Source organism: Stutzerimonas stutzeri (genome assembly GCF_038561965.1).
GTDB classification, from domain to species: domain Bacteria; phylum Pseudomonadota; class Gammaproteobacteria; order Pseudomonadales; family Pseudomonadaceae; genus Stutzerimonas; species Stutzerimonas stutzeri_AA.
On record NZ_CP139348.1, the window covers coordinates 2,017,450 to 2,044,376 of the forward strand.

Below are 26,927 nucleotides of genomic sequence, written 5' to 3' on the forward strand. Positions count from 1 at the left end.
ATTGAGTCTTCGTCGTCTCGCTCGATTCTCATGGCCGGCCATGTATCGGTGCGGGAAGCGGCCGATACGGGCGCAGCGGGATATCGCGGTTGACGATGATCCGCAGGGGAAGACCGGGCCGCTGGGTGAGCGTGGGCCGTATGTCCACGTTTCGCCGTGTGATCTCCTGGCCTACCTGGTTGGCCGAGTCTTGCAGGCTGTCACGACCCGCTATCACGATTCGATCCCCCTCGTCGCGGCTGGACGGGGCCGCCAGCTCGGCGCCAATGCCCAACAGGCTGGTCAGAGCCGCGCCAGCAAAGACTCGATCCCAGTGCCAATCAACGCCGTCCTCGAGGCCGGCATAGCCTTGGGGGTCACTTGCGGTAGGGGTGTCGAGTTTTAGCGACGAGGTGTCGGGGAAGATAAGCCGGTGCCAGACCACATCGACTCGGCTCTGTCCATGGCGGATTTGGCTGTCGTAGCGGCCAAGCAGACGAGCACCCTGGGGAATGAGCACATGTGCTCCGGTCGCGGTGTCGTAGACCGGCTCGGTTACCGTGGCGATCACGTCGCCTGGCAAGTCGGACTTAATGCCGGTCACCAGCGCGGCCGCGATCACGGTCCCCGCCATGATCTGATAGGGAGACGCCGGCTTCGGCACCAATGCGGATTCGCTCATTTGTGCGTCTGAGGTTTTACTGCGAAGCGCCTGATTGCTACCGAGGTTTTGAACAGAGCGGTCAAGGCGATCCGGATCAATGACGGGATCGCTGGCTGGCCGGGTATGGCTGGCCTGGAAGAAGAGTGGCGAGAGGCGCGCTTGCTCGTCCTCTTCCGCGTCCGCCAGTTCGGGCGTTTTCGGCTCGACCCCGCTCGGGTGCGGTGACGCGTAAGGCAAAGGCTCGGTTGTCGCGGTGTCGGGTCTCTCGGTGTGGCTACCCGACGCTGGCCGGGGCGACGCCAATTGCGAATAGTCCTTTGCAAGTGATTCGAAGCGCTCCGGTCGAACATTGTGATCGACGTTGAAGAGTTCTCCCGCCGCATTCCCGCGCGTGTGGTCTGGTGGATTCAGTCCCAGGAGTAGGGCGATGAGCGTCGCTGTGGCCAGAGTGCCGGCAATGGCTAGCACTGTCCGTGCGTTTAACCGCGTGATGCGATCCGGTCGAGCGCGCAATGCCAGCGTCTCGGCCGCCACCTTTGTCTGTGGCGGCACTGCGCCGTCGTCCTCCGAGGCGTCGGGTGCGCTCGTCATCGACGACCACCGGAGGGGACGTCGCTGCGTTCGATTCGGACGACCGCATTATTTTCGCCGCCCAGGCGAAGCTCCGCCGCGGCAAACAGCCGGTCGACGACGTAGTACGGGGACCGGACGCGGTAGTTGACCAGCTCGCCATCGCCCGTGGCGCCAATGACGAAGAGTGGCGGGAGCTCGCCCTGCGCAATCCCCGGCGGAAACTGGATGTAGACCTTGCGCCCATCGTCGAATGCACGAAGTGGCTTCCAGGACGGGTTGTCGCCGCGGATCACATAGCGAAAATGCAGCTGTTCGAGGGCGAGACCGACATCCACGGGGGCCGCTTCGAGGGCCTCGGCGGCCTGCCTATTGAGGGCAATAAGCCGATCCTGTGGATAGTCCCAGGATACCGATGCCATCCAGGCCTGCTCGGTGGAGGTCAGTTCGACCAGGTAGGTGCGTCGGTTGGTGGTGATCACCATGTTCGTCGTGATATCGACGCGGGTCGGTTTGACGAGGATGCTGATCCGCAGCTTCTCGCCCATCCCGCTCGATGTGTCGCCGACGATCCAGCGTGCGGTGTCACCGGCGGCGACGGCGACGAGTTCTTCACCGGGTTCGAGGTTGATCGCGGTCACTCGGCCGGGACTGGCAAAGACCTGGTATAGGGCACCGTCGGAGAAAGGCCATACCTGAATTGCGTTGAGATAGCCCTCCCGGCTCGGTGCAATCCTGGCTTCATCGTTGGCGCGCGAGACGCTTGCTTCAGGGGCGGCAGGTTCCGACTGACTGACCGGCTGTGGCAGTGGCTTGAGCTGTGACGGGAGCGCCAGCGGCTGGGGTATCGCCACTACCTCCAACGGCTTTGGAGGCTCCGCCATCTGCTGGGCTGCAACCGGCTCCTCCAGTGGAATCGCCGGAGGTATTTCGTTTCGGCTGGCGCAGCCGGTTGTTGCAATGATTAGAAAAGAGCAAACGTAGTGCAGGTACCGCATCATCGTGGCTCGCCTCATTGACTGGTGTTCAGTTCGCGGCTCCAGGACAGGCTGTCGACATAGATGCCCAAGGGATTCTGGCGAAGCTTTTCTTCGCTGCGTGGCGGCTTGAGGACGACCGTTAGCACGGCGGTCCAGCGCTCGGAACCTGCCGAGGCACCATCGACATAGCGGAGCTCGGTCCAGCGCACCTGGAAGGAGTGCTCGCTGGCGCGGACAACGCTCGTGATTTCAACCGTGATCGACTCCCTGCCGATGCGTGAGAACGGATCACTCTCGCGAGCGAACTCGTTGAGCGTGGTGGCACCGCGGTTCGTGGTCAGTTGGTAGGCGCCAAGCCAGTTGCTGCGGACCACGATCGGGTCGATGGGCAGCGCGCGGACTTGGGTGATGAAGCGGGCCAGGTGCTGAGCGATCAGCGCATCGCCTGGCTGGTAGCCGGTCGCAGCTTCGCCCACCGCACGAACCTGGCCAGCACTGTCGACTTCCACCACGTAGGGAATGACCAGCGACTGTGCCGAACGCCAGACCAGGCCCGCGGCCATCAGCAGCGCCAAACCCAGGCAACCGAACGCCATCAGGCGCCAGTTCCTGGCCTGGACGCGGCTGGACCCTAGACGCTCGTCCCAGACCTGTGCAGCAGCCTGGTAGGGCGTCGCTGGTGTAGGCGCCTGCGAGTAGCGCGTGCGAGCGCGTCTAAAGCGCATCGAGGCGGTCTCCCTTACCCATCCGACGGGTCCTTCAGTCGAGGTCCCTGTGCCGAGCCACCAGCGTCCCCGCCGCGCAGCGTGTGGGCCACGGTGGCGGTCGCCTGGCTGAGCTGCTGTCGACGTTGCAGGCGCTTGGCCCAGGCCGGTTGTGCGGTCGAGGTTTCTGACTGCCCATCCGAACCTTGCCCCATGGTGGCTTCAGCCAGGGAGCCGCCTGCCATGCGCGCCGCGCTCGCTGCGCCTGTTGCGCCCGTCACGCCGGCGGAGAGGCGCGACCCCTTGAGTGCAGATGTTGCGCCGGATGCCAGGGCCACACCGCCGGCAGTCATGCCGGCAACCCCTAAGGCGGCTCCGGCGGCCGCACCCGCGCCCAGCTGTGGTGCGCCCGAGACAAGTCCGGTCGCGATGCCGGGGCCGAAGATGCCGAGCCCCAGCATGGCGAGCGAGGCGAGCATCGTGGCCAGCGCATGATCAAGGGTGGGCTCCTCGGGAGTTGATAGAAACTCGTCGAACAGCCCGCTGCCGATTCCGATGATCACCGCGAGCACCAAGATTTTTATCCCTGACGAGACAACGTTGCCGAGGACCTTCTCGGCGAGGAAGGCGGTCTTGTTCCAGAGCGCGAAGGGCACCAATACAAAGCCTGCGAGCGTGGTCAGCTTGAACTCGATCAGGGTGACGAATAGCTGGATGGAGAGAATGAAGAAGCTGACGAGCACCACGAGCCATGCCAGGAACAGCACGACGATCATGTCTAAATTGGCCATCGTCTCGGTGAGCCCCGTCAGGCCACCGATGCGTTCGAGCAGGGGGCGTCCCGCCTCGATGCCTAGCGCTGCAATCCGTCCCGGTTGCAGAAACTGCTCTTGCGTCATGGAAGAGCCTGATGCCAGCAGGCCAAGGCCTGCGAAGGACGTAAAGACGATCTTGGCCAGCCAGTTGAAGTTGCCGATGATGAAGGCGAACGCGCCTACGTAGAGCGTCTTCCTGAGCAGCTTCGCAATGGCATCGTCACCGCCGTTGGCCCACAGCAGGCCCGCAAGGGTGACGTCGATGACGACCAGGGTCGCCGACAGAAAGGCTATCTCCCCATTGAGCAGCCCGAAGCCGGAGTCGATGTAGAGCGAGAAGGTTTCGAGAAAGCGGTCTATGACCCCCACGTCGTTCATGGTTCCGCCTCCTCGAAGGTCGGCGGGATGTCCGGCAGCTGATGCAGCCGTTGAAACTCATCGGGCCGTGCCCGCCCGGAGAAGAAGCGCTGTGTTGCATCAGGTTTCGCATGGCGCGCAGCATCGCTGCTCGAATCCGCCTGCTGGCAGCCGCACGCCAGTACAAGCGCAGCACCCAAAAGAGCCGGGACGAACACGCGCGGCTTCATGGTGCGAAGAGCCGGATGGGGCGAGGCGAATAGGACGTGCCAATAGACATGAAGCGTTTGCGCTGCTCTCGGGCCTCGTGCTCGGCGGCAACCTGGCGGGCCTGCCCGATGGACACGGCGCGGTGCTGTGCGATCGCCAATTGCTGGGCCTGGATGACCTGTTTGGCCTGCAGCGCTAGCAACTGGTTGGTCGCCTGCGAAGCCTGAAGCGCCCCCACTGCAGATTGGCTTTGACTGACCAGGTCGGTGAGCGCAGCCTCATCCAAGGCAAGATCCTGCGAGAGCTGCGCCTGCATCCGGAGGGCTGTATGCACGCCTTCGCGCGCCTGGCTCCAACGCTCGATCGAATGGGCGGCCATGTCGGACCCGGTGATCGAGGCGGCATACCGCTCGGGGTAAAGCCGGGCGAAAGCCTGGTCGAGCCTTGAAACCTCGTACGCGAGACCGGTTGCCTCGGCCAGCAGCTGCTCGCTTCGCCTGATCGATTGTCGCAGCCGGTTAACGGCATTGAAGTCCAGTGCGGCAAGGTTGCGCGCCTGGTTCAGCAGCATCTGGGTCTCGTTGTGCAGCTGGCTGATCTGGTTGTTGGTCATCTCCAGCGTGCGCACGGCGGTGAGCGTGTTTTGGACCAGATTGGTCGGGTCGATGACGGTTATCGCGCCTGCGTGCCCAATGGCTGAGGCGCAGAGCAGAACCACCATGTGTAGGACCAGGCGCTGCAATGTCATGGCTGGTGAGCCTGTACCGATTGATGGGACGCAAGCAGCCCGGCCGCCCAGCCCGGTCCGCGGGCCTGCAGCCAGGCCTGTGCGAAGGGCGTTCCGCTCGAGAGCACCTGGTCGATCCGGCGCTGGTCTTCGGGCGTGGCTGCGGCCGCAAAGGCGAGAGCTACCGGGCCGAGTGCCAGCTCGAACAGGCGGTTGCCCTGACGGGACTGGTAGTAGTACTCGCGCTTGGGTACGGCGCCCGTGATCATTGCTATCTGGCGATCGTTCAGGCCAAACGCCCTGTAGAGTTCGCGGACCTGTGGCTCCTGCGCCTGCGGATTGGGCAGCAGGATCCTGCTCGCGCAGCTTTCGATGACGGCCGAGGCAATGCTCGAGGCGTCGATGTCAGCGAGCGATTGGGTGGCAAAGATCACCGAGACGTTCTTCTTGCGCAGCGTCTTCAGCCATTGCCTGATGCGGGCTGCGAAGAGAGGCTCGTCCAGAAATAGCCAGGCTTCGTCGAGAATGAGCAGCGTCGGCGCGCCATCGAATTGATCGTCGAACCGATGAAACAGGTAGCCGAGCACCGCCGCGACGCTCGCCTTGCTCGACATCAGCGCCTCCATCTCGAAGCATTGCACGGGCGCATCGGCCAGGCAGTCCTGGTCTGCATCGAGTAGATGGCCATGTGGGCCGCCGAGCAGATAGGGCTCGAGCGCTTCGCGAAGGGCGGGGTCCTGCAGCAGCAGGGTGAAACCCGTGAGGGTTCGCTGGGCCCCGGGCACGCCGGCCAGGCTGAGCAGCGCCGTCCAGATGGCCGACCGTTGTTCGGGCCCCACCCGGACACCCTCTTGCAGCAGGCGGGCCTGGATCCACTCGCTCGCCCACGTGCGCTGGCGATCATGATCAATGTCGGCCAGCGGCTGGAATGCGATCGAAGCGTCGTCCCCGAGATCATTGTGGATGCCGCCGAGGCCCAGCGTTGTCGCTCTAAGCGACCGGCCCATGTCGAAGATCAGAAGGCGTGCGCCCGGATAGCGCCGAAATTGCAGCGCAAGGGTCGCAAGCAGTACGGACTTGCCCATGCCGGTCGGGCCTGCGATCAGCGTATGGCCGACATCGCCGACATGGGTAACCAGCCGAAAAGGCGTTGAGGCCTCTGTACGGGTGATCATCAGGGGCGGGCCGTCGAGGTGCTGGTTTCGCGCGGGCCCCGCCCACACCGCCGAGACCGGGATCAGGTGCGCAAGGTTGAGGGTTGAGATCAGTGGCTGGCGTACATTGGCGTAGGCATTGCCTGGAATGGAGGAGAGCCAGGCCTCGACTGCATTGAGCTGCTCGTCAATGGTGACGAGCCCGTGGCTCTGGATGGTTCGCTCCACCAGCCGACGTTTCTCCTCGGCTTGCTCGCGGGTATCGCCGAGAACCGTCACGGTTGTCGTGACATACCCAAAGGCGGTCATGTCGGCGCCGAGTTCCTGCAGCGCAGCGTCGGCGTCGGCGGCCTGGTTGGACGCGTCGTTATCGACCAGTGCGCTTTCTTGTTGGAAGACGGTTTCGCGCAGGAGCGCCGCAACACTTTTGCGCTTGGCGAACCACTGTCGGCGAAGCCGCGTGAGTTCGGTGAGGGCTTCGTGCTTGTCGAGGCAGATGAAGCGGGTGGACCAGCGGTACGCGATGGCGATGTGGTTCAAGCTGTCGAGAACGCCAGGCCAGGTCGATCCCGGAAAGCCTCTGACCGAGACGACCCTCAGGTGTTGATCGCCCAGCACCGGTGCGGTCCCTGTTACGAGCGGGCGATCGGCGAGGAGGGCGTCCAGGTAGAAGGGAACGTTCGGGACCGTCACCTGCTGCCGCTGTGTCGATACGGTTTGGTGCAGATAGGTCAGCGTCTGCCCGTCATCCAGCCAGGCGGACTCGGGCATCGCGCCTTGGATCAGATCGTGGAAGCGGTCGCTGTCGCGAACGAAGTCGCCAAGCTCGCGCTTCCAGTCTGCGCCGGGAGCGGCTCGACCGGCGTAGAGCAGGCCAGATGCGCGCGCCCGGATCTGCTCGCCCGGCAGGTAGGTAAGGGTCAGGAAGTACTGGCTCTCGAAATGGCGGCCAGCCGCTTCGAACGTCGCCCTGCGTTCCTCGTCGACGAGCCAGGACAGCGCATCGGGAAACTGGCTGGTGGGGTACGCCTCGGATGCGTGCCGGTCTGCCTCTATATGGAGCATCCAGCCGGATCCGAGGCGACGTAGCGCATTGTTCAAGCGAGCCGTTATGGCGAGCAGCTCGGCTTCGGTTGAACTGTCCAGATCCGGCCCGCGGTAGCGCAGGGTCCGCTGAAAGGAGCCGTCCTTGTTCAGTACTACCCCGGGCGCCACGAGGCCTGCCCAGGGAAGCCAGTCGGCCAGCCTGGCGGGCAACGCCCGGTATTCACGCAGATTCAGCATGGTCGGCCTACACGTCAAGCAAGGGTGGGAATCTGAGGTGGCGGGCAAACACCGGGAGGAACAGCGGATCCAGCCGGGTCCCCCATACCGCCAGCATGTGGCCTGTCAGCCACAGTGCGAGGCCGGCCGGCCAGAGCTGCAGGCCCAATCCAACCACGGCGGCCATGGTGCCGTTGAGAATGGCGACGCTGCGGGGCACGCCGCCGAGCAGGATTGGCTCGCACAATGACCTGTGCAGCGGCAGCTCGAAGCCGGGTAGGTATGGGCCCGCTTCACTCATGCGATCACCGCGCCGCCGGCGAAGCTGAAGAAGGTGAGAAAGAACGAGGAAGCGGCAAAGGCAATCGACAGCCCGAAGACGATCTGGATGAGTTTGCGAAAGCCCCCGCTGGTGTCACCCAAGGCAAGGGTCAGTCCGGTCGCCACGATAATGATCACCGCAACGATCTTGGCCACCGGACCCTGAACCGATTTGAGGATCAACTCCAGCGGCGCCTCCCAGGGCATCCCCGAGCCGGCTGCAAGGACTGGCGTCGCAAGACCCAGAACCTGCAGCCCCCATGCAATACGCGAGATACGAACGGCCAGACTCGGACAAGTGCGTAAGAGTCGGATCATGCGGGGGCTTCCTGATGGTTGGTTGGTGTGTCGGCGAGTGGGATGCCGATTGCTGTCAGTCCGTAGCCCTGATGGTCGTAGCCGGTAACCCAGGCCATCTCCTGTACGCGGCGCGCGCGGCCGCGGCCGGTGAGGAACACGACCAGATCGACGGCTTCGGCGATCAGCGGCCGCGGTGCGGCGAGGGCGACCTCGAGAATCAGTTGCTCCAGACGAAGCAGCGCGCCGTGGCAGGAACCGGCATGGATCGTGGCGATCCCACCCGGGTGGCCGGTGCCCCATGCCTTGACGAGGTCAAGCGCCTCCGCGCCCCGCACCTCACCGACGACAATCCTGTCCGGCCGAAGCCGGAGGGTGCTGCGCACGAGGTCCTTCATCGTGACGACTCCGGAGATTGCCCGCAGGCAAACCTGGTCGCGGGCCGTGCACTGCAGTTCTACCGTATCCTCGAGCACCAGGACTCGATCGCCGGTGCCGGCCACCTCCGCGAGCAGGGCGTTGGCCAGCGTGGTCTTGCCACTGCTTGTGCCGCCAGCGATGAGGATGTTCCTGCGCTCGTGCACCGCCTTACGCAGTACGTCACGCTGCTCGGGCGTGATGACACGGTCATCCACATAGTCGTCTAGGGTGAGGTGCTGGATTGCGCGCTTGCGGATAGAGAAGGCGGGAGCGGGCGAGGCGGGGGGCAGTACGCCTTCGAAGCGTTCGCCGGTCTCGGGCAGCTCGGCACTCAGCAGGGGGGTGGCTGCAGTCACGGCCCGTCCCACGTGTGCTGCGACCAGCCGGACAATGCGCTCGGCCTCGGATGCCGTCAGAGTTCCAATCTCTTGCCGTCCCCCGGATAGCCTGTCGATCCAAAGGCGTCCATCGGGGTTCAGCATGACCTCGGCGACATCTGCGTCATCGAGGGCGGTCGCGATCCGCGCGCCCAAGGCGGTGCGCAACATCGCTGCGCTGCGCGTGAGAGCCGTGACGGGGAGGGCGGTCATGGCCGATCTCCCGACGCCGTCATGGTGTGATCAGGTGTTTCGAATGCCTGCCCTTCACGCTCGATCTCGTCTATCAGACGTCGGCCCTTCTGCCATCGTCTGCCCAACTGCTCGACGAACTGGGTAAAGCGCAGGCGACCTTGGGCTCTAGCGGCTTCCTGGTGCGCTTCGGGCACCGGCGTGCTGACGGTCAGGTAGTAGCGCACGTACAGAGCAACCGTCTCGATGAGGATGTTCTGGTCACGTTCCAACCGCTCGAACTGCCTCGACAGGCGATCCAGCCGCTTGCCCATGGCAACTTCACGCTGTTCACCCGAAGCGGGCGACAACCAACTCGCCAGTGCGGCGGCGACGAGGGAGGACTTCGATACACCTTTCTTGGTTGCCAGCTCATCGAGACGCTTGGCGTGCTCGGGCTCGATGAAGAGGTTTAGTCGCGCGCGTCTCATAGGGATACTCCATCGTCAGGACCAATTGCCGCCGATAGCCGCGGCGGCGTTCCGACTGAATCGAGACCCGCATCGTCGTCCAGCAGCGCCAGGTCGTTGGTCAGGGGCGACAGGTTCGGCATTGGCCGTGCCTCGTCCCACGACTCGCCCAAGGAGCTGTGCTCGAGGCCACCGGCATCGTCCCCAAGTGCGCCGAGCGGCTGGTATGGCTCGCCGGTCACAACGACGCCGCACCAGTCGTGAGGTGCTACGGCTGGCGCATCCGGGTAGGGACCCGGGCTGAGCACCGGAGCGCTGTAGAGTCTTCGGACGAAGTTGCGATCCGCGTAATAGCGCAGCTTCTTGGCGCGAATGGGCGGCACGCCCGAGAGCATCACGATGGCCTCGTCGACCGGCAGTTGCATCACCTCGCCGGGCGTCAACAGCGGTCGTGCCGTTTCCTGGCGTGAGACCATGAGATGCCCCAGCCAGGGCGCCAGGCGGTGACCGGCATAGTTGCGTTGCGCGCGCAGGTGAGTCGCGGTGCCCAAGGTCTCGGAGATGCGCTTGGCCGTACGCTCGTCGTTGGTGGCAAAGGTGATGCGGACATGGCAGTTGTCCAGGATCGAGTGGTTCTGCCCGTATGCCCTGTCGATCTGGTTGAGCGATTGCGAGATCAGGAACGCCCGCAGGCCGTAACCGGCCATGAACGCCAGGGCCGATTCAAAGAAATCCAGCCGTCCCAGCGCGGGGAACTCGTCGAGCATCAGCAACAGTTGGTGCCTGCGCCTGAGGCCGTCGGCGTCGTCGAGCGATTCGGTCAGGCGCCGCCCGATCTGGTTCAGGATCAATCGAATGAGCGGTTTGGTGCGACTGATGTCCGACGGCGGAACGACGAGGTAAAGCGACACCGGATGCACAGCGGCAACCAGATCCGCAATGCGCCAATCGCATCGGGAGGTCACCTGGGCCACCGTCGGGTCACGGTACAAACCAAGAAAGGACATGGCCGTCGAGAGCACGCCCGAGCGTTCGTTCTCGCTCTTGTTCAATACCTCGCGTGCCGCAGAAGCGACGACCGGATGGGGACCCTCCGGCAGATGGGAGGTAGCCATCATGCGATGGAGCGTCAGCTCGAAGGTGCAGGAGGGATCTGAAAGAAAGTTGGCAACGCCTCGCAGCGTCTTGTCCTCGACGGCATACAGGACGTGGAGGATGGCGCCAACCAGTAGAGAGTGACTGGTCTTTTCCCAGTGGTTACGGCGCTCCATCGCGCCTTCGGGATCGACGAGGATATCCGCGATATTCTGGACGTCCCGGACCTCATGATCGCCCCGGCGAACCTCGAGCAGGGGGTTGTATGCCGCGGAGGCCGGATCGGTCGGATTGAACAGAAGGCAGTGCGAGAAGCGCGAGCGCCAGCCTGCCGTCAGGTTCCAGTTCTCGCCCTTGATATCGTGGATGACCGCCGAACCTGTCCACGACAGCAGGGTAGGCACGACCAGCCCGACGCCTTTTCCAGAGCGGGTGGGGGCGAACACAAGGACATGCTCGGGGCCTGCGTGGCGCAAATAGCGGCCTCGGTAAAGGCCCAGGCAGACACCCGCGTCCTTTGTCAGCCCAGCCGCACGTACCTCCCTGGGCATGGCCCAGCGCGCCGAACCATGGGTAGTGGCTGTACTGGACTGGCGGGCCCGCCAGATAGACATGCCGAATGCGAGCAATACGGCGGTTGCGCTGCCGCCGCTTGCGATTAGTCCCGCTCTGTCGAAGGTAGATGGGGACGCATCGCCAAACCGAAACCACCAGCCGAACAAGTCCCATGGCTTATAGACGGGATAGCCCTGCAACTCGAACCAGGGGTGGCCAAGCTGCTCGGCGTAGCCCAGCGATGATGCGGCCGACTGCGTCGCGATCCAGACGCTGGCGAATACGACCGAGACCGTCGTCACCATCTGTCCGTACAGCACGCTTGATGCCTGACTCACTGCCGTTGCGCTCCTGATCCATACGGCACCTTGGCGTGCCGCCTGGATAAGGTTCGGTAATCAGGTCCCTGATTTCAAAGACCGATTGGGCAACGATTATGTCGGTCGGCGGCGTCGTGATCGGAATGGTTGGGGCCGCGAGCGTCGTCCGCCGAAGGTCTGCGGCGAACTACTTGGTTAGGATCAGCTTATTCTGTCGGGTGACGCGCAGGATGTACTCGCAACCGTCATGAAGGATGACCAGTTCGCGAGCGCCCTGCAGTAGGTGTTCGCTGTTGGCCCTCCGGCGCGGATTTGCCGATCCGTTCGACTCGCCGATGTGTTTGCCCACCGGCTCTGCAAACGGACGCTGCGGTGCTCGTATGACCGTCACTTCGCTCCCTCCGGCACGTAGACCATTGACCCATCCTCGAGGCGATACGCCACGCCAGCCTTGGCGCCTTGTCCTTGGCCGATGTCACCAGTGGACTTGTAGTGCTCCATGGTCTTGCCCTCCTTGATAAAAATTTCCATGTTCGGTTTGCCGGCGTTCTTGATAACCGTGACGTCATCCTCACTGGTAAACGGGTTGACTGGGTTGTTCGCCACCGCGATCAGGAGTGCAGCGATGATCACCAGGAATACATCGATCAGATTGACGACCGAAAGGATCGGATCATCGGCTTCCGCCTCCTCAAGCAAGCGCACGCTCATCAGCTCATCTCCACTGTCATCTCGTGGGCGACCTCAGCTGCAGCACCGGTACCGTTTCGCTGTTCATGCTCGATCTGTACGAGCTCCTCGGCATACCAGCGCCGACGCACATTCACGACCCAGTAGGTGAGCGAGGCAGCGAGCAGGGAAAGAATCACTGCGGAGAAGGCAACCGTCAGGTTGTCGCTCACCTGATCGAGATGGCCGTTGGACAGGCCCTTGAGTGCGGGCCCCATTGGAATCATGGTCGCCACCAGACCCAGCATCGGAGTCACTCGCGTGACGATGCGCGGCGTCTCGAGGCGTTTGAACGCCAGTGTCTCGAGCTCGGTTGCGCACATGGACGGCGCGAGGCGCCAGCTCTCGACCAGGTCGTACCCACGCGGCTGGCCCTGGCGTCGCTGACGCGCCTGCATGAGGAACTGGCCCACCGCAAAGAACGCATAGATGAACATGGCAATCACGGTCAGCAGTACCGGCAGCATGAAAATCTGGCTGGCGCTGTACAGCGCGGATTCGATGAACAGTTGCATGGTGTCTCCCTGAGTCATGCACGGGCCGGCAGGTGCCGCCCCTGGTTGTAAATACCGGCCAGCAGCGCCACTGCGATCATCAGCAGGACCGCCAGCGATGCCCAGTCGAAGGGCTGCGGTTGGGCCTGTTGACGCTCCAGCTTCTGGCCCGTGACGGGCTGTGTATCCGCAGCATCGCTTGCGGCTGAGGCTTGCGCGTCGGGGGGCGCGTCGCTCGGCGCGGCGAGCCCGAAGCCCGCCGCTGCCTGTTCGACGTAGGCGCTGAACTTGGCATTGTCACTGACCGCGTCGTGGCGCTCTGCAAGGTCCTGCCAGCGCTGCGCCAACTGCTGTAGCGTTTGCGCGTCCGCCTGCCAGTACTCCTTTCGAGCCGCTTCCAGTAGCCGTTCGATCAGCTGGGCCTGGGCTTGCGGATGGTTCTGCTCGAACCATTCATTGATGCCCAGTCCAAGCTTGTCGTCGACATACACCGCCTTGAACTCGTCCCATTGATCGGTGCGAACCGTTTCCGGTGCGGTGACTTGCCAACCCCAGAGGTTGTTGGCTGCGCCCAGGACCTCGAGCGTGCCGCTATAGCCCTCCTGCTGTATCGCCTTGATCCAGCCGGGATGGAAGTAGCGTGCGCGCAGGTCGCGTGCGAGGAAGCCGGCCGCCGTCTCGCTGCGCGGATTGTCCGCGTCGCGCAAGTTGCTGATGTAAAGCTCGGGCGACTTGCCATCTAGGTGCCTTACGGCAAGGCCGAGGCCACCCAGGTATTGGAAGGGGTCATCCGTGGTGAGCATTCCGTATAGATTTGACGAACGGGACAGCACTGCACCTTCCACGCCGCGTAGCTGCTCGGCGTAAAGGTTGACGTCCGGCTTTTCTCCCCAGCGTGCGGGATCCGGCCCATAGGCGAACTGCATTCGATCGAGATAGAGGCTGGCCAGTTTTTGCTCGCCAGCGATGCGGTCCTGGCCGCCATCGGCATTCTCGCCGAAGCTGTCGCTGGCCAGGGTGGCGTCCTCCAGGCCGGTGCTGTAGGCGCCCGATTCGGAAGAGAAGATCCGCGTTCGGGCTGCCAGCGATGCATCCTCGGGTGACAGTCCAATCTCCCGCAACGTACGTTCGATTCTCCGGCTGTTGGCGGCTATTGCGTTGTTCGGCTCGTCCAGCGCGCTGGCCTGGTCAGCCGCCTGGGCGAGCCACTGCATGACCTGCGGAAACTGGTCGCGATAGAGGCCGGTCGCCGAAACAACCGCGTCGATACGCGGCCGTTGGAGTTCTTCGGCAGGGATGACCTCAATGCCGGTGACCCGACCTGCGCTGTCCCAGACCGGGCGGAAACCCATCATCGCCAGCACCTGGGCTTCGAGCATGCCGAAGTGGCGCATGGTTTCCACCGACCATAGCGTAAAGGCCATTTTGCTGGGGTATTGGCCATGCTTCTCCCGATGCTGCTCGAGCAGTCGTGTTGCGGCCAGTTGGCCGGCCTCCCATGCCTCGGGCGTTGGAATGCGTGAAGGATCGAAGCCGTACAGGTTGCGGCCAGTCGGAAGACTGTCCGGGTTCTTTATGGGATCGCCGCCGTAGCTCGTGGGCACGTGGCGCCCCTGCAACGCGGCGAAATAGCCGTCCAGTTCGCTGTCGTTGCCAAGGCTTTGCCAGTAGCTGCGGCCGCGCTCGAGCAGCGCTCCAACTTGCGGGTCGCCGGTCCAGGGCCGCCCCTGGCGTACGTGCTCGTCCAGCAAATGCCACACTGGGGTTGTCCGGATGCTCTCATAGTCCACCAGCAATAGTTCTTCCGGATCGTCCGGGGCGATGGCCTGGAGCAGCGGCTTGCCGAGCATTTGTTGCACGGTCAACAGACGCACGTTTTCATCGGCCGGCATTCCGAAGCGTGCGAGCCCCAACGGCTGCTGTTCCAGCGCCAGGTCATGCAGTTGTACGTGCAGGGAGTCGATGAAGGCAGCGAAATTGCTTTCGATGGTTGCCGTATCGATTGCCGCGTCTCGGTCGAGCTTCAGCCGTTCGGTCAGCTCGCGGATCCGATTGGCGGTCACAGTCCGCACCTCGCCTTCGGTCATGCTCAGCCATTGGTGGAGCAGGTCGTGTAGCTCGTTGAGCTCGCCATGTAGCCCGGCCGGGCCAAAGGCCGGGGTGTTATGGCTGATAGTGACCGCTCGGCCCCGGCGCTTGGTTTGCAGCGCCTCGCCAATGTTGTCCACGATGTAGGGATAGATCACCGGCAGATCGCCCAGCACGAGGTAGGGCGCCTCGACCACGTCGAGCCCTCGCTCCTTGCCCGGTTGCCATTCCGCGGAACCATGTGTCCCGAAATGCACCAGCGCGTCGGCGGCGAACTCGTTGCGCAACCAGAGATAGGCCGCGAGATAGCTGTGGGAAGGGGGAGACTTCGTGTCGTGATACAGCGCCTTTTCGCGATCGTCCAGCCGCTCGCCTCGCGGCGGCTGCGGCATCACCACCTGGTTGCCAAGCTGCAGACGTGGAATGACAAAGACGTTGCGTGCCGGCAAGAACAAGCTGGCATCCTCTGGTAGTCCCCAACGCTCGAGGATCGGCTGCCGCACCCTCTCGGGCAGATTGTCGAACCAGGACTGGTAAGCCGCGAGCGACAACGGCGCGCCGCGGTCATCGATCAGCAGACCCTCAAGCGCATCGTCGCGATAGAAGGGGGCAAGCAAGCTGGCCAGCTCGTTGATCAGCTGTTGCTCATCGAGCTGCTGCACGCCATAGCCGCGCTCCGCGTAGGCGGCGAGCAACGTTTCGAGACTGCGTGGCACATTGAGGAACGACGCGCCAAGGTTTGTTTCGCCCGGCGGGTAGTTGTAGAACATGATCGCTGTTCGCACCTCTTGGGCGGGCAGCCGCTGCAAATGCGCGAGCCGCATCGCCTTGTCGACAACGGCTTGAAGCTGGCGATCGATGGGCACGATGTCGCCATCGGCCTTGCGCGTTACAGCAGCGAACAGCGGGTCGATGAGCCCGGCATACTCCGGTTGCGCGAGATAGAACGGGATGTCCTGGGCCTCCAAACCGACTGCGTCGGCTTCCCAGTCGGCCTGCTCGCCACCGCGATAGGGCATGGCCTGTAGGACCGGGATGCCGAGTCGTTCGAATTCCGCCTTGCGCCCCGAGCCGTTGAGCATGATCTGCATGTTGATCAGCACATCCGCACGGGGCGTGCCGGAAGTGCCGAGCAACGAGGTAATCTCATCGTTGCCCATCGCCGTGGTATAGAGCGGTACTGCCAGCGCACCGGCCGCTTCGATGCGCCGGACCGTGTCGTCGACGAAGCCTGTGAGCCCGGAGTCCATGTACGCCTTGTGGAAGAGAGCGCCAATCACCGGTATTTCGGTGCGTAGCTCAACACCTTTCCACTCGAGGTAGTCGTCCAGGCTGGTGAAGATTCTCCCGTCCCCCTGGGGATGATAGATGCCTGCCTGCGGATGAATATCCGGAGACGGGCAGGGTGACGCTTTGCTAGTGAGATGAGCGTCGAGACGGCAGAAGAAACCGTTGAAGTTCGCTACGCCGCCGTTTGTGTAATAGAGGTCGAGCTCCTCGATCAGCGCGGGCGGCAGGCCGTTGCCGCGGCTGCCATCCCGGCGCAGCCAGATCCAGGGCGTCGCAAGGCCGTCGAGCGCCGACCCAAGCCCCATTTGCATTGCTCCCAGGGCAGCGCCGTAGGGCGCGTCGATTGCAATCATGTCGAAGCTGTCGAGCTGTGCGAGGTTGGGATTGCCATCTACGCCGTCGATCATCCGATACTCGAGGCTAAAGCCTGCATCGCGGGCGATGGGTTTCAGGCGCTCGAATTTGCCCGCCTGGACTGGCGCCGCCGCCACGAACAGCAAACGTTTGGCCTGCATGGTCTCGGCCTGGACCCGCATCGACAGGCTCAGCGCCAGGAGGCCGAAGACGAGCATCACTGTTGTTCTAGTGAGCAGTAGTAGGCCGCGCATCAGAACCCGGCCTCCACCGCCAGCCAACCGGTGCGACCCTGTTCGGCGTAGCCAAACAGTTCGGATTTGTCCTCCAGTCGCACGTCGCCGATGTTAAGCACGCCACCACGTAGCGTCAGGTTGTCTTGCAGCCTGTACCCGAGGCTCGCGTTGACGATGCTGTAGCCGGGTGCGCGCTCCTGCCCGTTCGAGCCTTCCAGGTACTGCTTGCCGATATACTCCCACTGCACCAGCGCGTTCCACCTCGCCATGGTCCATTCCAGCGAAGGCGTAGCTGTGAACTCTGGACGTCCGTTGAGCTTGGCTTCGGTCCGAGCGTCGCGCGGGTCCATCCAGTTGACCGTCGCGCCCAATGCAATGCCGTATCCCAACTCGCGGCGCCCGGTGAGCTCCAACCCCTCGATTCGAGCTTGTTCGATGTTGTCGTACTGATAGATCGTGCGCGGCGGTATGCCGGGCTCGGTGCGCAGGCGCCGGTAATAAATCAGGTCGTCGATCTCGTTGCGGTAGACGTTTGCGGTATAGGCACCACGCTCGTCATGCCAATCGACGCCCAGCTCGAACGAGCGACTGGTTTCCGGCTTGATGTCGGCGTTGCCCAGAAACGTATGCGGGCCTTCGGCCCCGACGTAGTTCGGCGAGATCTGTTTGAGCGTCGGTGCGCGGAAGGCCTCGCCGTATCCTGCCTTGAACGTCAGTTCCGGTGTGGCGCGCCAGACGAGCCACGCACGTGGGCTGGTCTCGCGCCCGAAAATCTCGTGATCGTCGAGGCGCGCGCCCAGAGTCAATGCCCACTCCGTCGCCAATGCGATCTCATCCTGGATGAACACCGCTTGGTGTGTCGCGGAGTCCGAGCCGCCGATCAGGCCGGCGTTCTCCAGGCGTTCGTCCCGATGCTCTCCGCCTACGGTGAGGGCATGGTCTTCGCCGATGTGAAAATTGAGGCTGCCGTCCCATACGTCATCGCGGATCGACTGGGGGCGCGTTGGGGCCAGGTTCTGAGTACGCTTGTTGGTGACGTCGAATTCCGAACGGGTAAAGCGCAGTTGCGACTGAAGGTCACCCCAGTCGGCGTTCCAGGCCAGCGAGTTCTGGCGTCGCTCAAGCTCGTAGGTATCCAGGTAGATCGGACGAGCGTAGTAGGCGTACTGCTGGTCACGATCGCGGGTTTCGTCGCTGCGAAGCAGGTCCAGCTTCAGCATCTGTCCTTCAATCGGCCGGTAACTGATCGCAAGGCTTCCCGTCTTGCGATCGTGCCCCTCCATTTCCGACACTCGCCGATCCTGCTCCCATGGTGTCGATTCGCGGCGCATCTCTTCGACCGCCATCGCGACATTTAACCCTTCGGCAAGTGGGCCTGACGCCCGCGCGGCCAGGCGATGGCCATTGCCGGTGTCCCCTTCACCCACATCCCCACGCAGGGTCACCCCGCCGCTCCATTCACGTTGGGCCTGGCGGGTAATGATATTAATCACCCCGCCGATCGCTTCGGAGCCGTAAAGGGCGGACATTGGGCCCCGTACGACCTCGATCCGTTCGATCTGCTCGATACCGACCCACCCGTACTGGTAGTCGGAGTGGCCAATCGTGTCATCGGTCGAGGAGATGCGTCGGCCATCGATCAACACGAGCGTATGGCGATCTTCGGCGCCGCGAATGCTCAAGGTCTTGCGACCCCCAACCTGGCGCCCATTGAGGGTGATGCCGGGGGTCCCGCGAAGCGCCTCGAGCAGGTTGGTCGCACCTCGTGCACGGATCTGCTCGGCAGTGATAACGGTCATTGCAGCTGGCGCGTCTGCCAATGAGACGGAGCTGCGGGTGGCCGTAACCACCATCGGGTTGAGCTCGGTCGTCTCGGCGGCTGCTCCCGCTCCGGAAACCATGATGCATGCCATTGCCAGCGCGTGCCTGCGCATATTCACCCCCTAAGAAAGAATGAGATGGCTGGCTGGGGACTGTCCCTGGCTGGCTAGAACGTATCGGCCTAAGTGAAGCGATAGATGGTAATAAGAATGATTATCGAACGCAATCGATGCATGGCACGTCTGGCTGTCGATGACCGGGAGTCCCATCAGGGCATGCTCGGACAATTGGCTGTAATGGCCGAAGACGGGCGATTCGAGTGGGCAAAGGGGGATGACAATTGGTCGCAGGCCGTGGTGCGTGGTGCTATCGGTCAGTCCACGCACGAGGAGTGTCTTGTTTTTGTCTCTCTTACGGCCGAATTGCGAAAAGCCTTTCGTCGTACGCGAAATCCATTATCCGGCTGATCTTTACGCGCGTGATCGCCGGGTGTCTTGGGTTAAGCACGATGTTTCGCTCGAGCGGCAGAACGGCAGAAGGCACGATCAGTCCCAGATGGGAGGCGCGATTCAACCAGTCCGTGCCGAAAGACATGCTGGGCGTGTCGGCCGGCAATGCTGCCCAGCCCACCGGTAGTTCGCTTTCGGCGGGTTCAAAATACAGGTCAGGATCGTCTGGCAGTTCGAGTTCGGTAATTTTCATGGGAATCACCGGACGCTGGTTCTGATGCACAAACGTTTCTAGGCAGCAGATAGCGGGAGATAGTCCTAAGTAAACGGCTGCTACTTTGGCATCATTCCAGCGTCCACCCTCAATCGCAGCGCCCAGGCCGGACAGGTCTGCAGCACGTTTGGCTTTGGATATACGCCATGCGCGCATCAGACAACGCCGCCCCATTCAATCGCATGCAGGACCCGACGGATCTGCCGCGCGCCGAGCTCTGTCTCGCAAAGGGAGAGGGGCGTGTTTCCTCCTAGCGAATCGTTCGGTGTTGCCATCCAGCGGCTCGCGGCGTCCCTTTCCTCGAACACGTCCTCGGCCAGCACTGCGACCTGAGCCAATCGGTCAATTCGCTCCGATGCTACTGGATCAAGGGCATCGGTACTTCTCAGTCTGCGTTCCATTGTCGACGCCGACACGTTTGCGATGCCTGCGATCATCGGAATGGTTAGCCCGAACGCTGCCTTGGTTGCGAGGAGCCAGTAGGGCTCGAAGCCCGCACGAATTCGCTCAAGCCGTTCGTACTCGGTGTTCTTCGACAGCTCGTGCGCCATGCTCCAGAAACTAGGCGTCTTCGGAGTGCTGGAGGACCGTTTGATCGATTGCTTCGCTGCGGTAGTCATTGCGAAACCCTCAAATGACGTACTTAGATACGTCATATGATAGCACCTTCGGGCGTTCCATTTCGCTGCGCAAAGCAGTCTGGAACCACATGCGTCGTGTTCCTTAGCGTGGAAGGGCGACTCGGGTTGACTGTCATCTGTCCCTGGCACCTATATCCCAGACTGAGTGATTGGCGTTGCAGATTCGTCCGCACAGGCAACGGGGTCTAGCTCATCGTCGGCCTTCACGACTCGACTGATGAAACGTCTCAGTTGCTCGCTGGGTTCGACGTCACGCCGGATAAGGTATGTGGTGATCATGGTCGTGTCGCCTGCCAACGGCCGGGTCGTCACATCTGGGTTGTTGAGTTCGGTGACGCGAGCAAGGCTCGAGAAGCCAAGGCCGTAACCCGCGGCGACGAGCGCCATCAGGAGGTCAAGGGTGGGTACACGGTCGGCAATCGTCATCTGCGTTTCGATCGGTTTGAGCACGGGTTGAAGTTGCTGCCAGAAGCCCTCGCAGACCTCCGGCTCACATAGCACAAGTGGATGCCGGGCTAGCTCGTCGACTGGAATGTGCCGGTGTGCAAGCAACTGGTGCCGGGCAGGTAGGACGACGACAAGCGGGTCCTGCCAGACAGGCTCGGACAGGAGCCCATCACCTTCGTTGGCGGAGGTCTGTGCAAATCCGACATCAAAGAAGTCCTCGCGCAGGCCGTTGGCCTGCACCGAGGACGGCACCTCGCGAAGAAAGATCTCGACGTCCGGATCCTCCTCCCGGCATTGGGCCAACAGCGCAGCGAGCCGGGACTGCGGCACGCCATCGGACAGCGCGACACGGAGCTTGCCGCGAAAGCCCGCGGCAGCGCCCTTGACGCTCGCCTTGGCCTGTTCGACCACGGCAAAGATCCGGCGCGCTTCTTCGAGCAGCACGCTGCCCGCCCAGGTTAGGCGGGTTCGTCGGGTCGTGCGCTCGAACAGCTGTACGCCGAGTCTGTATTCCAAGTCTTTGATGATGCGTGACAGGGGTGACTGTTCGATATGCAATCGTGCGGCTGCCCGAGCGAAATGCAGTTCCTCGGCTACGACGACAAAGCAGCGTAGGTGACGAAGCTCCACGGCTACTACCTCCTAGCGATTAGTGATCCGATGCAGCCCGCCGTGCAGCAGACCAATCGGGTTGGCGACGAAGGTTGAGCGTTTGCAGCAGGGCCCCGGCCAGCGCAACGGCGCCCGCGCCGACAGCAAGCGACCAGATGGGCAGCTGCAGCAGAAAAATGAACCCACCGGCCGCGGCACCGATGGCACTGCCCAGGTACAGCGCGGACTCGTTGAGCGCAATGGCGAGATTGCCGTCGCCCTGTGCCTGGCGCGCCAGAATCAGTTCGTTGTTCTGCGGTACCTGCAGCGCCCAGCCGACGGCGCCCCACATTACAATGGGCAGCATGGCGAGCCAGACACTGAAGGCGGCCACCACTGGCAACAGGAACAGCGAGGCGCTCAGGATGAGCATGATGGCGAGGACCAGCACCGGCCCTCTCACACGATCGACCACCGGTCCGATCAGGAAGCTGCCGAGCACGCCGCCGATTCCCCACGCCCAGAGAAATGGGGTAACCGAGCGAACGCCACCAAACTCTGGGTCGCGCAGCAGCGGTGCGATAAAGGTGTACATGCCGAGGCTGGCGATCGCTGCGAGCAGCGAAACAAGCAGGATGGTGACTACGTGCACATCGGCGAGCATGGCGAGTTTCTCGCGAAGGGAGCTCGCTTGTGCGGCGGGCAGTGCTGGTAGCAGCAGTAAGAGCCCGACGAAGGCCAGAAGCCCGAGCAGCGTGACCAGCCAGAGCGCGGCCTGCCAACCCATGAGGTCGGCGATCATGAGGCTAAGCGGTACGCCCAGGACCACGCCGCTGGCCATTCCGCCCATGATGATCGCGATGGACTTGCCGCGTCGCTCCGCGGTCGAAAGGGCGGCCGATGCGCCGATGCCCATGGCCAGGTAAACGCCCGCGCCAATTCCGGCGATGGCGCGCCAGGCAAGGAGGGCATTGAAGTCCGTGGAAAGCGCGCTGGCCGCGTTCGCGACGACGAAGAGGGCCAGGGCGGCAAGCAGGCCACTGCGTTGACGGTCTGGCGGCGTCAGCGCCACGAAGATGGGCGAGCCGAGTCCATAGGCAAGGGTGAAGGCCGTAACCAATTGCGCGGCGACGGCAACCGAGACCGTAAAGGCGTCTTCGATCAACGGTATCAGTCCGGCCGTGACGTAGGACGCCATACCGAGCGCAAAGGCGCCGAGTGCGATCAGGTAGATGGGTAGCGAATTGGATGAGGGGGTACTCATGAGGATTGAGGCTCCACGTCGTGACAGGGCAGCGTGGCCCGTCGGGCCACGCCCGGAGGTTAAAGATCCAGTGTTACGTCCAGGTCTGTCAGCCAGGTGTTGAGTCCGACGGCGAGCTCCATGCCCATCCGGTCATACATGGGCGAGACATCGCCCAGCGGCCGGTTGAGCGTTTCCTGGACTTGCATGGTGTCCAGCAGCGGTCGGACGGGTGCATCCTGGCTTTGCATGATCGTGGCCAGCGACTGGCGCAGCGCGTGCTCGTACGCAGGGTCCTGCGTAGAGGGATAGGGGCTCTTGACGCGGTCGGTGATCGGTGGCGGCAGCAGGTCGCGTGTCGCTGCGCGCAGGATGCTCTTCTCGCGGCCATCGAAGGCCTTAAGCGACCATGGGATGTTGAAGGCGTACTCGACCAGTCGGTGGTCGCAGAACGGAACCCGGACCTCGAGTCCGACCGCCATGCTCATGCGGTCCTTGCGATCGAGCAGCGTTTGCACGAAGCGCGTTAGGTTCAGGTAGCTGAGCTCTCGCATCCGCCGCTCGACCGGACTCTCGCCGACAAGCATGGGTGTTTCGGCGATGGCCTGGCGGTAGCTGTCGGCGAGGAATACAGGCATGTCGAGCTGGCGCAGCAGCCCGTGGTCGAACAGTGTCTTGCCGTCGAAGTACTTGCCGGTGACGGACGTCAGCCAGGGAAAGGTGCCTGCCTCGATCGCCTCCGGGTCATGGAACCACCGATAGCCGCCGAACACCTCATCGGCGCTTTCCCCGGAGAGCGCCACGGTCGAATGCTTGCGCACCTCCTCGAACAGGCGATACAGCGACGGCCACATGTCGCCCCAGTACGCCGGTGGAAGGTCAAGCGCGCGCACGACCTGACGGCGCAGGATCGGATCGGCAAGCTCGGCACTGTCCAGGATGATCTCGCCGTGCGTGCAGTGGATTCGTGCAACCAGTTCGCGGACGAAGGGCGCATCCGGCGTTCCCCGAACCGCGTCGCCGGCGAAGCCCTGGCCGTGTTCTCGAAAGTCCACCGAGAAGGAGCGAATGTTCGCTTTACCGGCCTCGAGCAGCTTCTTCGATGCGAGCGCAGTGATCACGGACGAGTCCAGACCGCCGGACAGGAGGCTGCACAGGGGAACATCTGCCACGATTTGACGCTCGACGATATCCTCCAGCAGGTCACGCGTATGCCGAACGGTTTGCTCCAGCGAATCGGAGTGCTCGCGTGCCTCAAGGCGCCAGTAGCGCCGCTTCCTCAGCCCTCGGCGATCGACCCGAACGACTTCGCCGGGCAGAACCTCGTACATGCCATGGAAGACGGCATGGCCGGGGGTTTTGACCATCTCCAGTATTTCTCGAAGGCCGTCCGCACGGACTCGGCGCGGCACGCTCGGGTTGGCCAAAAGGGCCTTCGGCTCGGATCCGAAGATGACACCGTCCGCAGTGGGGTAGTAGTACAAGGGCTTGACGCCCATGCGGTCGCGGACGAGAAGCAGGCTTTCCTGCCGTCGATCCCAGATGGCGAAGGCGTACATGCCGTTGAGCCGGTCGACGAAGTTTTCCCCCCATTCGAGATATGCGCGAAGGACCACTTCGGTATCGCTGCGGTTTTCGAAACGATGTCCGCGCAGCTGCAGTTCTGCACGCAGCTCGCGGAAGTTGTAGATCTCCCCGCTATAGGTAATGGCCGCTGCCTGTTTACCGTCCGCCTGGCGAGCCAGCATCGGCTGCTTGCCGCCCTCCAGATCGATGATCGAAAGGCGGCGATGGCCGAGGCCGACCGGGCCGTCGATCCAGGTTCCCTGCGCATCGGGGCCCCGCCGGGCCATCGAGTCGGTCATGCGCTGCAGGACGTTCTCGTGTTCCCGCATGTCCTGGCTGTAGAACAGCCATCCTGTGATTCCACACATAGTTGTCTCCTGATTAGCCAAGGCTTTCGAGGTCGCTGTCTTCGCCGAGCAGGACCCGGTTCTGGGAGCGGATGTAGCGCGCGGGAACTGCGGCTGCCTTGGCGCGCGTCTCCAGCGTGTTGAGCAGGCGCTGCAGCTTGATCGCGGTGCGCAGGTCGGCGAATGGCAAGTCCGGCTCGCGCCGTCTTGCTACCCAGAGCACCGCGTCCCGGCACAGGTGCGAGAGCTTGTGCAGTGTTTTCAGACCCGGCTCGCTGGGCGCCTCGCTCGTTTCGTGCAGCGTCAACTGCGTTCCGTCGCTGTCGCGCATCCAGATCCGCAGATGATCGTGGTCCCAGCACGGCGTATCGAAGGTCAGCCGTGCGTGGATGACATGCGCCTGGTCATCGACGAACGACCAGTCGACGGTGCGTTGGCGGACGACATTGACGAAACTGCTGTAGCCGGTGACGGGGACCTCGCCGAGCGTTGCGCCGACCATCACCGTGTCGAGCACTGCGGGGCCGGATATCGAGAAGTCCGATCGAACGCCGATCACCTCGTCGGCCGACCACTCACCCTCGGTGGGACAGATCCAGCTCACAAGGTCAAGGGCATGGATCACTTCGCTCGTAACGCCGCAGGTCGGGCGATAGTCGTTGATTCGGTCCTTCCCCCAGTTGAAGTGCGCCCGCACTAGACGCCAGCGATGCCGAGCGACCCACTCGCGAAGCGTCTGGCTCGCACTCGAGTAGCGCTCGACCAGGTTGAGGGAGAAGCCGTCGAGCGAGGCGAGGGCGGAGTCGATGGGTCCGAGGTCGTCAGCCGGTGTTGCCAGCGGTTTTTCGCAGATGACGAATCCGCGGTACCCGCCCAGCTGGCGCAGAACTGCAGCATGGCTCACGTCATTGACGCTGACCACGACGAGGTCCGGTCCGAACGCCTCGAGCGCCTCGTCGATGGTCCCGATTCGCTCGAGCGTGCTCGGCCTTTCGCGACGATCCAGATAGGCAATCGACATCGCGATACGGCACGTACGACCGACGTGCTCGAGTGCGTGCTGCCAGCGCAGTCCCGCATAGCCCAAGCCGATGATGAGCACCTTCATGTCGGCGCCTCCTGGCGGACCAGCAAGCGCTCGTTGCTGGGCTGGAAGCCAAGCGCGGAGTAGAGCTGCGCCCCGTCTTCTGTGGTTTGCAGCACGACGGTGCGTACCTCGCGCTTGTCGAACCAACGCAGGAGGGTTGTCATGAGCTCGCGCGCAATGCCCCTGGCACGGAACTGCGGTGCTACCACGACGGACTGCACCCACCCCGAGAGTCCGTTCGGGTTTGCGGCGGTGGGGGCCCTCGCGTCGATGATGCCGGTTGCGCAACCAATCACCTGGCCGGAGTCGCGATGCTCGACGGCCAGCACACGGACATTGTCGTTGGCGCCGAGGGTGCTGCTCAGCCAGGTCCGGTACGCCGCTCGCCAGCGCGCGCACGCTTCCGGCGTGCGACTGGAGTAGCTGGCGTTGGTGCCGTCGAGCAGTACCCCGCGCAGCTCGATCAGCATCGGGATGTCGAGCGTGGTTGCGCTGCGCACGTTGAACAACGAATCGCCCATCACACAACCTCCGTCTTGAAGGCGCTCGAAGCCCGGGGAATGGCGAAATGCGCGAAAGTCTCGTCCAGAGCTGCGGCCAGCTGTTCAATCTGCGCTTCGCTGTGGTTCGGCGTGGCGTTGATGCGAAAGCGCTCCGTGCCCACTGGTACCGACGGATAGTTGATCGGCTGGAGGTACACGCGGTGGGTATGGAGCAGGCGCTGGGCGGCAGCCTTGCACCGCTCCGCCTCGCCAACGAGAACGGGCAATACGTGCGTCTGCGAGCAGGGCATGACCGGGATGTCGTACTGCTTGAGCCGTTCACGAAGAAGCGCGGTCTTGGCGTGCAGCCGGGTGCGTTCGTCGTCGTTTGCCTTGAGGTACTCGACGCTTGCAAGGCAGCCGGCCGTAACCGCCGGTGGCAGCGAAGTGGTGAAGATGAAGCCGGTTGCGAAGGAACGCACGGCATCGACGATGACCTGGCTCGAGGCGATGTATCCGCCAATGACCCCGATGGCCTTGGCCATCGTCGCCTGGATGATGTCGATCTCGCCGGCCAGTCCGAGCTGGGCGGCAATGCCGTCACCGCGGGGACCGTACATGCCAACCGCATGAACCTCGTCCAGGTACGTCAGCGCGTTGTGGCGCTTGGCAACCTCGACGATACGTTCGATTGGCGCGATGTCGCCGTCCATTGAGTAGATTGACTCGAACACGACGAGCTTTGGTTGCCCGAGTGGGTAGCCAGACAGGATTTCATCAAGATGACGGGCATCGTTGTGCCTGAATACCTTGCGCTCGTTGGGTGTTGCCCGAATGCCATTGACGATCGAGGCGTGGTTCATGGCGTCACTCGCCACCACACAGTCTGGAATCTGGCGCAGCAGGCATTGCAGGGTCGCATCGTTCGAGCCGAAGCCGGTTGGAAAGACCAGCGCGGCCTCCTTGCCATGCCACTCGGCAAGGCTGGCTTCCAGGCGGGCATACAGCTCATGGGATCCGCCGATATTGCGCGAGCCGCCGGAGCCGGCGCCGTAGGTCTCGAGTGCGACGTGCATCTGCTGGCGCACCGCCGGGTGCTGGGACATTCCCAGGTAGTCGTTGCTGCACCAGACAACGACCGGCTCGCGGTCGCTGCCCTGGAGCTTGGCCAGTGGGTACTGGCCACAGATGCGGCTGAGTGTTGTGAACGTGCGGTACTGGTTGGAGGACTTCAATGACTCCAGCTGTTCGCGAAGCAATGATTGGTACATCCGTATCTCTCCTAGCGATCTGGCCGCCTTGCCCCTACCGACTGCTCTGCAATGGGGTTTTGCGCGAC

25 protein-coding genes are annotated in these 26,927 nt (G+C 63.2%); all 25 read right to left on the reverse strand.

Translation table 11 applies throughout. The features are described 5' to 3' along the window. Positions 1–28: 28 nt before the first annotated feature. The 25 genes from SM130_RS09370 to hemA all read right to left on the reverse strand — a co-directional run bounded on the left by SM130_RS09370 (position 29) and on the right by hemA (position 26,859). Positions 29–1,234: a TrbI/VirB10 family protein gene (locus SM130_RS09370; protein WP_256045072.1), complete on the reverse strand. Its 1,206-nt coding sequence runs from the start codon at positions 1,232–1,234 to the stop codon at positions 29–31. After that, entirely contained in the window at positions 1,231–2,214 is a 984-nt protein-coding gene (gene trbG / locus SM130_RS09375; RefSeq protein WP_256045071.1) for a P-type conjugative transfer protein TrbG, read from the reverse strand. Before trbG ends, SM130_RS09370 begins: the two co-directional genes overlap by 4 nt. Before the next feature lie 11 nt (positions 2,215–2,225). Then, positions 2,226–2,918 (reverse strand): conjugal transfer protein TrbF, encoded by a 693-nt coding sequence (gene trbF, locus SM130_RS09380; RefSeq protein WP_256045070.1) that lies wholly within the window; start codon positions 2,916–2,918, stop codon positions 2,226–2,228. Positions 2,919–2,932: 14 nt separating this feature from the next. Next, positions 2,933–4,090, reverse strand: a complete 1,158-nt coding sequence (trbL, locus tag SM130_RS09385; RefSeq protein WP_256045069.1) for a P-type conjugative transfer protein TrbL — start codon at positions 4,088–4,090, stop codon at positions 2,933–2,935. Then, positions 4,087–4,299, reverse strand: a complete 213-nt coding sequence (locus SM130_RS09390) for a hypothetical protein (RefSeq protein ID WP_080695066.1) — start codon at positions 4,297–4,299, stop codon at positions 4,087–4,089. Before SM130_RS09390 ends, trbL begins: the two co-directional genes overlap by 4 nt. After that, on the reverse strand, positions 4,296–5,027 hold the full coding sequence (trbJ, locus tag SM130_RS09395) for a P-type conjugative transfer protein TrbJ (RefSeq protein WP_256045068.1): 732 nt from the start codon (positions 5,025–5,027) through the stop codon (positions 4,296–4,298). The genes SM130_RS09390 and trbJ overlap by 4 nt, the downstream gene beginning before the upstream one ends. Next, complete coding sequence (trbE, locus tag SM130_RS09400) at positions 5,024–7,444, reverse strand: conjugal transfer protein TrbE (RefSeq protein WP_256045067.1); 2,421 nt, start codon at positions 7,442–7,444, stop codon at positions 5,024–5,026. Before trbE ends, trbJ begins: the two co-directional genes overlap by 4 nt. A gap of 7 nt (positions 7,445–7,451) precedes the next feature. Next, positions 7,452–7,724, reverse strand: a complete 273-nt coding sequence (locus SM130_RS09405) for a VirB3 family type IV secretion system protein (RefSeq protein WP_256045066.1) — start codon at positions 7,722–7,724, stop codon at positions 7,452–7,454. Further along, the gene (locus SM130_RS09410; protein ID WP_272890631.1) at positions 7,721–8,062 is read right to left on the reverse strand and encodes a TrbC/VirB2 family protein; all 342 of its coding nucleotides are present in this window, start codon (positions 8,060–8,062) and stop codon (positions 7,721–7,723) included. The genes SM130_RS09405 and SM130_RS09410 overlap by 4 nt, the downstream gene beginning before the upstream one ends. Next, positions 8,059–9,009, reverse strand: a complete 951-nt coding sequence (gene trbB / locus SM130_RS09415) for a P-type conjugative transfer ATPase TrbB (RefSeq protein ID WP_256045117.1) — start codon at positions 9,007–9,009, stop codon at positions 8,059–8,061. Before trbB ends, SM130_RS09410 begins: the two co-directional genes overlap by 4 nt. 38 nt (positions 9,010–9,047) lie before the next feature. After that, positions 9,048–9,500 carry a CopG family transcriptional regulator gene (locus tag SM130_RS09420; protein WP_228208719.1) on the reverse strand — a complete coding sequence of 151 codons (453 nt, stop codon included), beginning with the start codon at positions 9,498–9,500 and terminating at the stop codon, positions 9,048–9,050. After that, entirely contained in the window at positions 9,497–11,434 is a 1,938-nt protein-coding gene (locus SM130_RS09425) for a conjugal transfer protein TraG (RefSeq protein WP_423836606.1), read from the reverse strand. Before SM130_RS09425 ends, SM130_RS09420 begins: the two co-directional genes overlap by 4 nt. 202 nt (positions 11,435–11,636) lie before the next feature. Next, on the reverse strand, positions 11,637–11,840 hold the full coding sequence (gene hemP, locus SM130_RS22325; protein ID WP_425473501.1) for a hemin uptake protein HemP: 204 nt from the start codon (positions 11,838–11,840) through the stop codon (positions 11,637–11,639). Continuing rightward, a complete protein-coding gene (locus SM130_RS09430) occupies positions 11,837–12,154 on the reverse strand; it encodes a DUF2149 domain-containing protein (protein WP_256045116.1) in 318 nt (105 codons plus the stop codon). Before SM130_RS09430 ends, hemP begins: the two co-directional genes overlap by 4 nt. A gap of 5 nt (positions 12,155–12,159) precedes the next feature. Continuing rightward, positions 12,160–12,693 carry a MotA/TolQ/ExbB proton channel family protein gene (locus SM130_RS09435; protein WP_256045065.1) on the reverse strand — a complete coding sequence of 178 codons (534 nt, stop codon included), beginning with the start codon at positions 12,691–12,693 and terminating at the stop codon, positions 12,160–12,162. A 14-nt stretch (positions 12,694–12,707) separates the two neighbouring features. Further along, positions 12,708–16,622 (reverse strand): cobaltochelatase subunit CobN, encoded by a 3,915-nt coding sequence (gene cobN / locus SM130_RS09440; RefSeq protein WP_342369132.1) that lies wholly within the window; start codon positions 16,620–16,622, stop codon positions 12,708–12,710. A gap of 35 nt (positions 16,623–16,657) precedes the next feature. Further along, a complete protein-coding gene (locus tag SM130_RS09445; protein ID WP_256045063.1) occupies positions 16,658–18,574 on the reverse strand; it encodes a TonB-dependent receptor plug domain-containing protein in 1,917 nt (638 codons plus the stop codon). A 298-nt stretch (positions 18,575–18,872) separates the two neighbouring features. Further along, on the reverse strand, positions 18,873–19,340 hold the full coding sequence (locus SM130_RS09450) for an RES family NAD+ phosphorylase (protein ID WP_256045062.1): 468 nt from the start codon (positions 19,338–19,340) through the stop codon (positions 18,873–18,875). Further along, entirely contained in the window at positions 19,340–19,735 is a 396-nt protein-coding gene (locus SM130_RS09455; protein WP_342369133.1) for an MbcA/ParS/Xre antitoxin family protein, read from the reverse strand. The genes SM130_RS09450 and SM130_RS09455 overlap by 1 nt, the downstream gene beginning before the upstream one ends. Positions 19,736–19,954: 219 nt before the next feature. Continuing rightward, entirely contained in the window at positions 19,955–20,902 is a 948-nt protein-coding gene (locus SM130_RS09460; RefSeq protein WP_256045060.1) for a LysR family transcriptional regulator, read from the reverse strand. Positions 20,903–20,921: 19 nt separating this feature from the next. Continuing rightward, on the reverse strand, positions 20,922–22,127 hold the full coding sequence (locus SM130_RS09465) for an MFS transporter (protein ID WP_256045059.1): 1,206 nt from the start codon (positions 22,125–22,127) through the stop codon (positions 20,922–20,924). A 59-nt stretch (positions 22,128–22,186) separates the two neighbouring features. Then, on the reverse strand, positions 22,187–24,040 hold the full coding sequence (asnB, locus tag SM130_RS09470) for an asparagine synthase (glutamine-hydrolyzing) (protein WP_256045115.1): 1,854 nt from the start codon (positions 24,038–24,040) through the stop codon (positions 22,187–22,189). 13 nt (positions 24,041–24,053) lie between these two features. Further along, on the reverse strand, positions 24,054–25,127 hold the full coding sequence (locus SM130_RS09475; RefSeq protein ID WP_256045058.1) for a Gfo/Idh/MocA family oxidoreductase: 1,074 nt from the start codon (positions 25,125–25,127) through the stop codon (positions 24,054–24,056). Then, positions 25,124–25,627, reverse strand: coding sequence for a GNAT family N-acetyltransferase (locus SM130_RS09480; protein ID WP_256045057.1), 504 nt, complete (start codon positions 25,625–25,627; stop codon positions 25,124–25,126). The genes SM130_RS09475 and SM130_RS09480 overlap by 4 nt, the downstream gene beginning before the upstream one ends. Next, positions 25,627–26,859 (reverse strand): 5-aminolevulinate synthase, encoded by a 1,233-nt coding sequence (hemA, locus tag SM130_RS09485; RefSeq protein WP_256045056.1) that lies wholly within the window; start codon positions 26,857–26,859, stop codon positions 25,627–25,629. The genes SM130_RS09480 and hemA overlap by 1 nt, the downstream gene beginning before the upstream one ends. Positions 26,860–26,927: the final 68 nt, after the last annotated feature.

Coding starts and splice junctions, on each gene's coding strand:
- asnB (WP_256045115.1), bottom strand. CDS start 24,040: ATGTGTGGAATCACAGGATGGCTGTTCTACAGCCAGGACATGCGGGAA.
- SM130_RS09445 (WP_256045063.1), bottom strand. CDS start 18,574: ATGCGCAGGCACGCGCTGGCAATGGCATGCATCATGGTTTCCGGAGCG.
- trbJ (WP_256045068.1), bottom strand. CDS start 5,027: ATGACATTGCAGCGCCTGGTCCTACACATGGTGGTTCTGCTCTGCGCC.
- SM130_RS09405 (WP_256045066.1), bottom strand. CDS start 7,724: ATGAGTGAAGCGGGCCCATACCTACCCGGCTTCGAGCTGCCGCTGCAC.
- SM130_RS09450 (WP_256045062.1), bottom strand. CDS start 19,340: ATGCGCGCATGGCGTATATCCAAAGCCAAACGTGCTGCAGACCTGTCC.
- SM130_RS09475 (WP_256045058.1), bottom strand. CDS start 25,127: ATGAAGGTGCTCATCATCGGCTTGGGCTATGCGGGACTGCGCTGGCAG.
- SM130_RS09420 (WP_228208719.1), bottom strand. CDS start 9,500: ATGAGACGCGCGCGACTAAACCTCTTCATCGAGCCCGAGCACGCCAAG.
- SM130_RS09455 (WP_342369133.1), bottom strand. CDS start 19,735: ATGGCGCACGAGCTGTCGAAGAACACCGAGTACGAACGGCTTGAGCGA.
- SM130_RS09390 (WP_080695066.1), bottom strand. CDS start 4,299: ATGAAGCCGCGCGTGTTCGTCCCGGCTCTTTTGGGTGCTGCGCTTGTA.
- SM130_RS09425 (WP_423836606.1), bottom strand. CDS start 11,434: ATGGTGACGACGGTCTCGGTCGTATTCGCCAGCGTCTGGATCGCGACG.
- trbL (WP_256045069.1), bottom strand. CDS start 4,090: ATGAACGACGTGGGGGTCATAGACCGCTTTCTCGAAACCTTCTCGCTC.
- SM130_RS09410 (WP_272890631.1), bottom strand. CDS start 8,062: ATGATCCGACTCTTACGCACTTGTCCGAGTCTGGCCGTTCGTATCTCG.
- trbG (WP_256045071.1), bottom strand. CDS start 2,214: ATGATGCGGTACCTGCACTACGTTTGCTCTTTTCTAATCATTGCAACA.
- cobN (WP_342369132.1), bottom strand. CDS start 16,622: ATGCTCGTCTTCGGCCTCCTGGCGCTGAGCCTGTCGATGCGGGTCCAG.
- hemA (WP_256045056.1), bottom strand. CDS start 26,859: ATGTACCAATCATTGCTTCGCGAACAGCTGGAGTCATTGAAGTCCTCC.
- SM130_RS09480 (WP_256045057.1), bottom strand. CDS start 25,627: ATGGGCGATTCGTTGTTCAACGTGCGCAGCGCAACCACGCTCGACATC.
- trbF (WP_256045070.1), bottom strand. CDS start 2,918: ATGCGCTTTAGACGCGCTCGCACGCGCTACTCGCAGGCGCCTACACCA.
- SM130_RS09465 (WP_256045059.1), bottom strand. CDS start 22,127: ATGAGTACCCCCTCATCCAATTCGCTACCCATCTACCTGATCGCACTC.
- trbE (WP_256045067.1), bottom strand. CDS start 7,444: ATGCTGAATCTGCGTGAATACCGGGCGTTGCCCGCCAGGCTGGCCGAC.
- trbB (WP_256045117.1), bottom strand. CDS start 9,009: ATGTTGCGCACCGCCTTGGGCGCGCGGATCGCGACCGCCCTCGATGAC.
- SM130_RS09435 (WP_256045065.1), bottom strand. CDS start 12,693: ATGCAACTGTTCATCGAATCCGCGCTGTACAGCGCCAGCCAGATTTTC.
- SM130_RS09370 (WP_256045072.1), bottom strand. CDS start 1,234: ATGACGAGCGCACCCGACGCCTCGGAGGACGACGGCGCAGTGCCGCCA.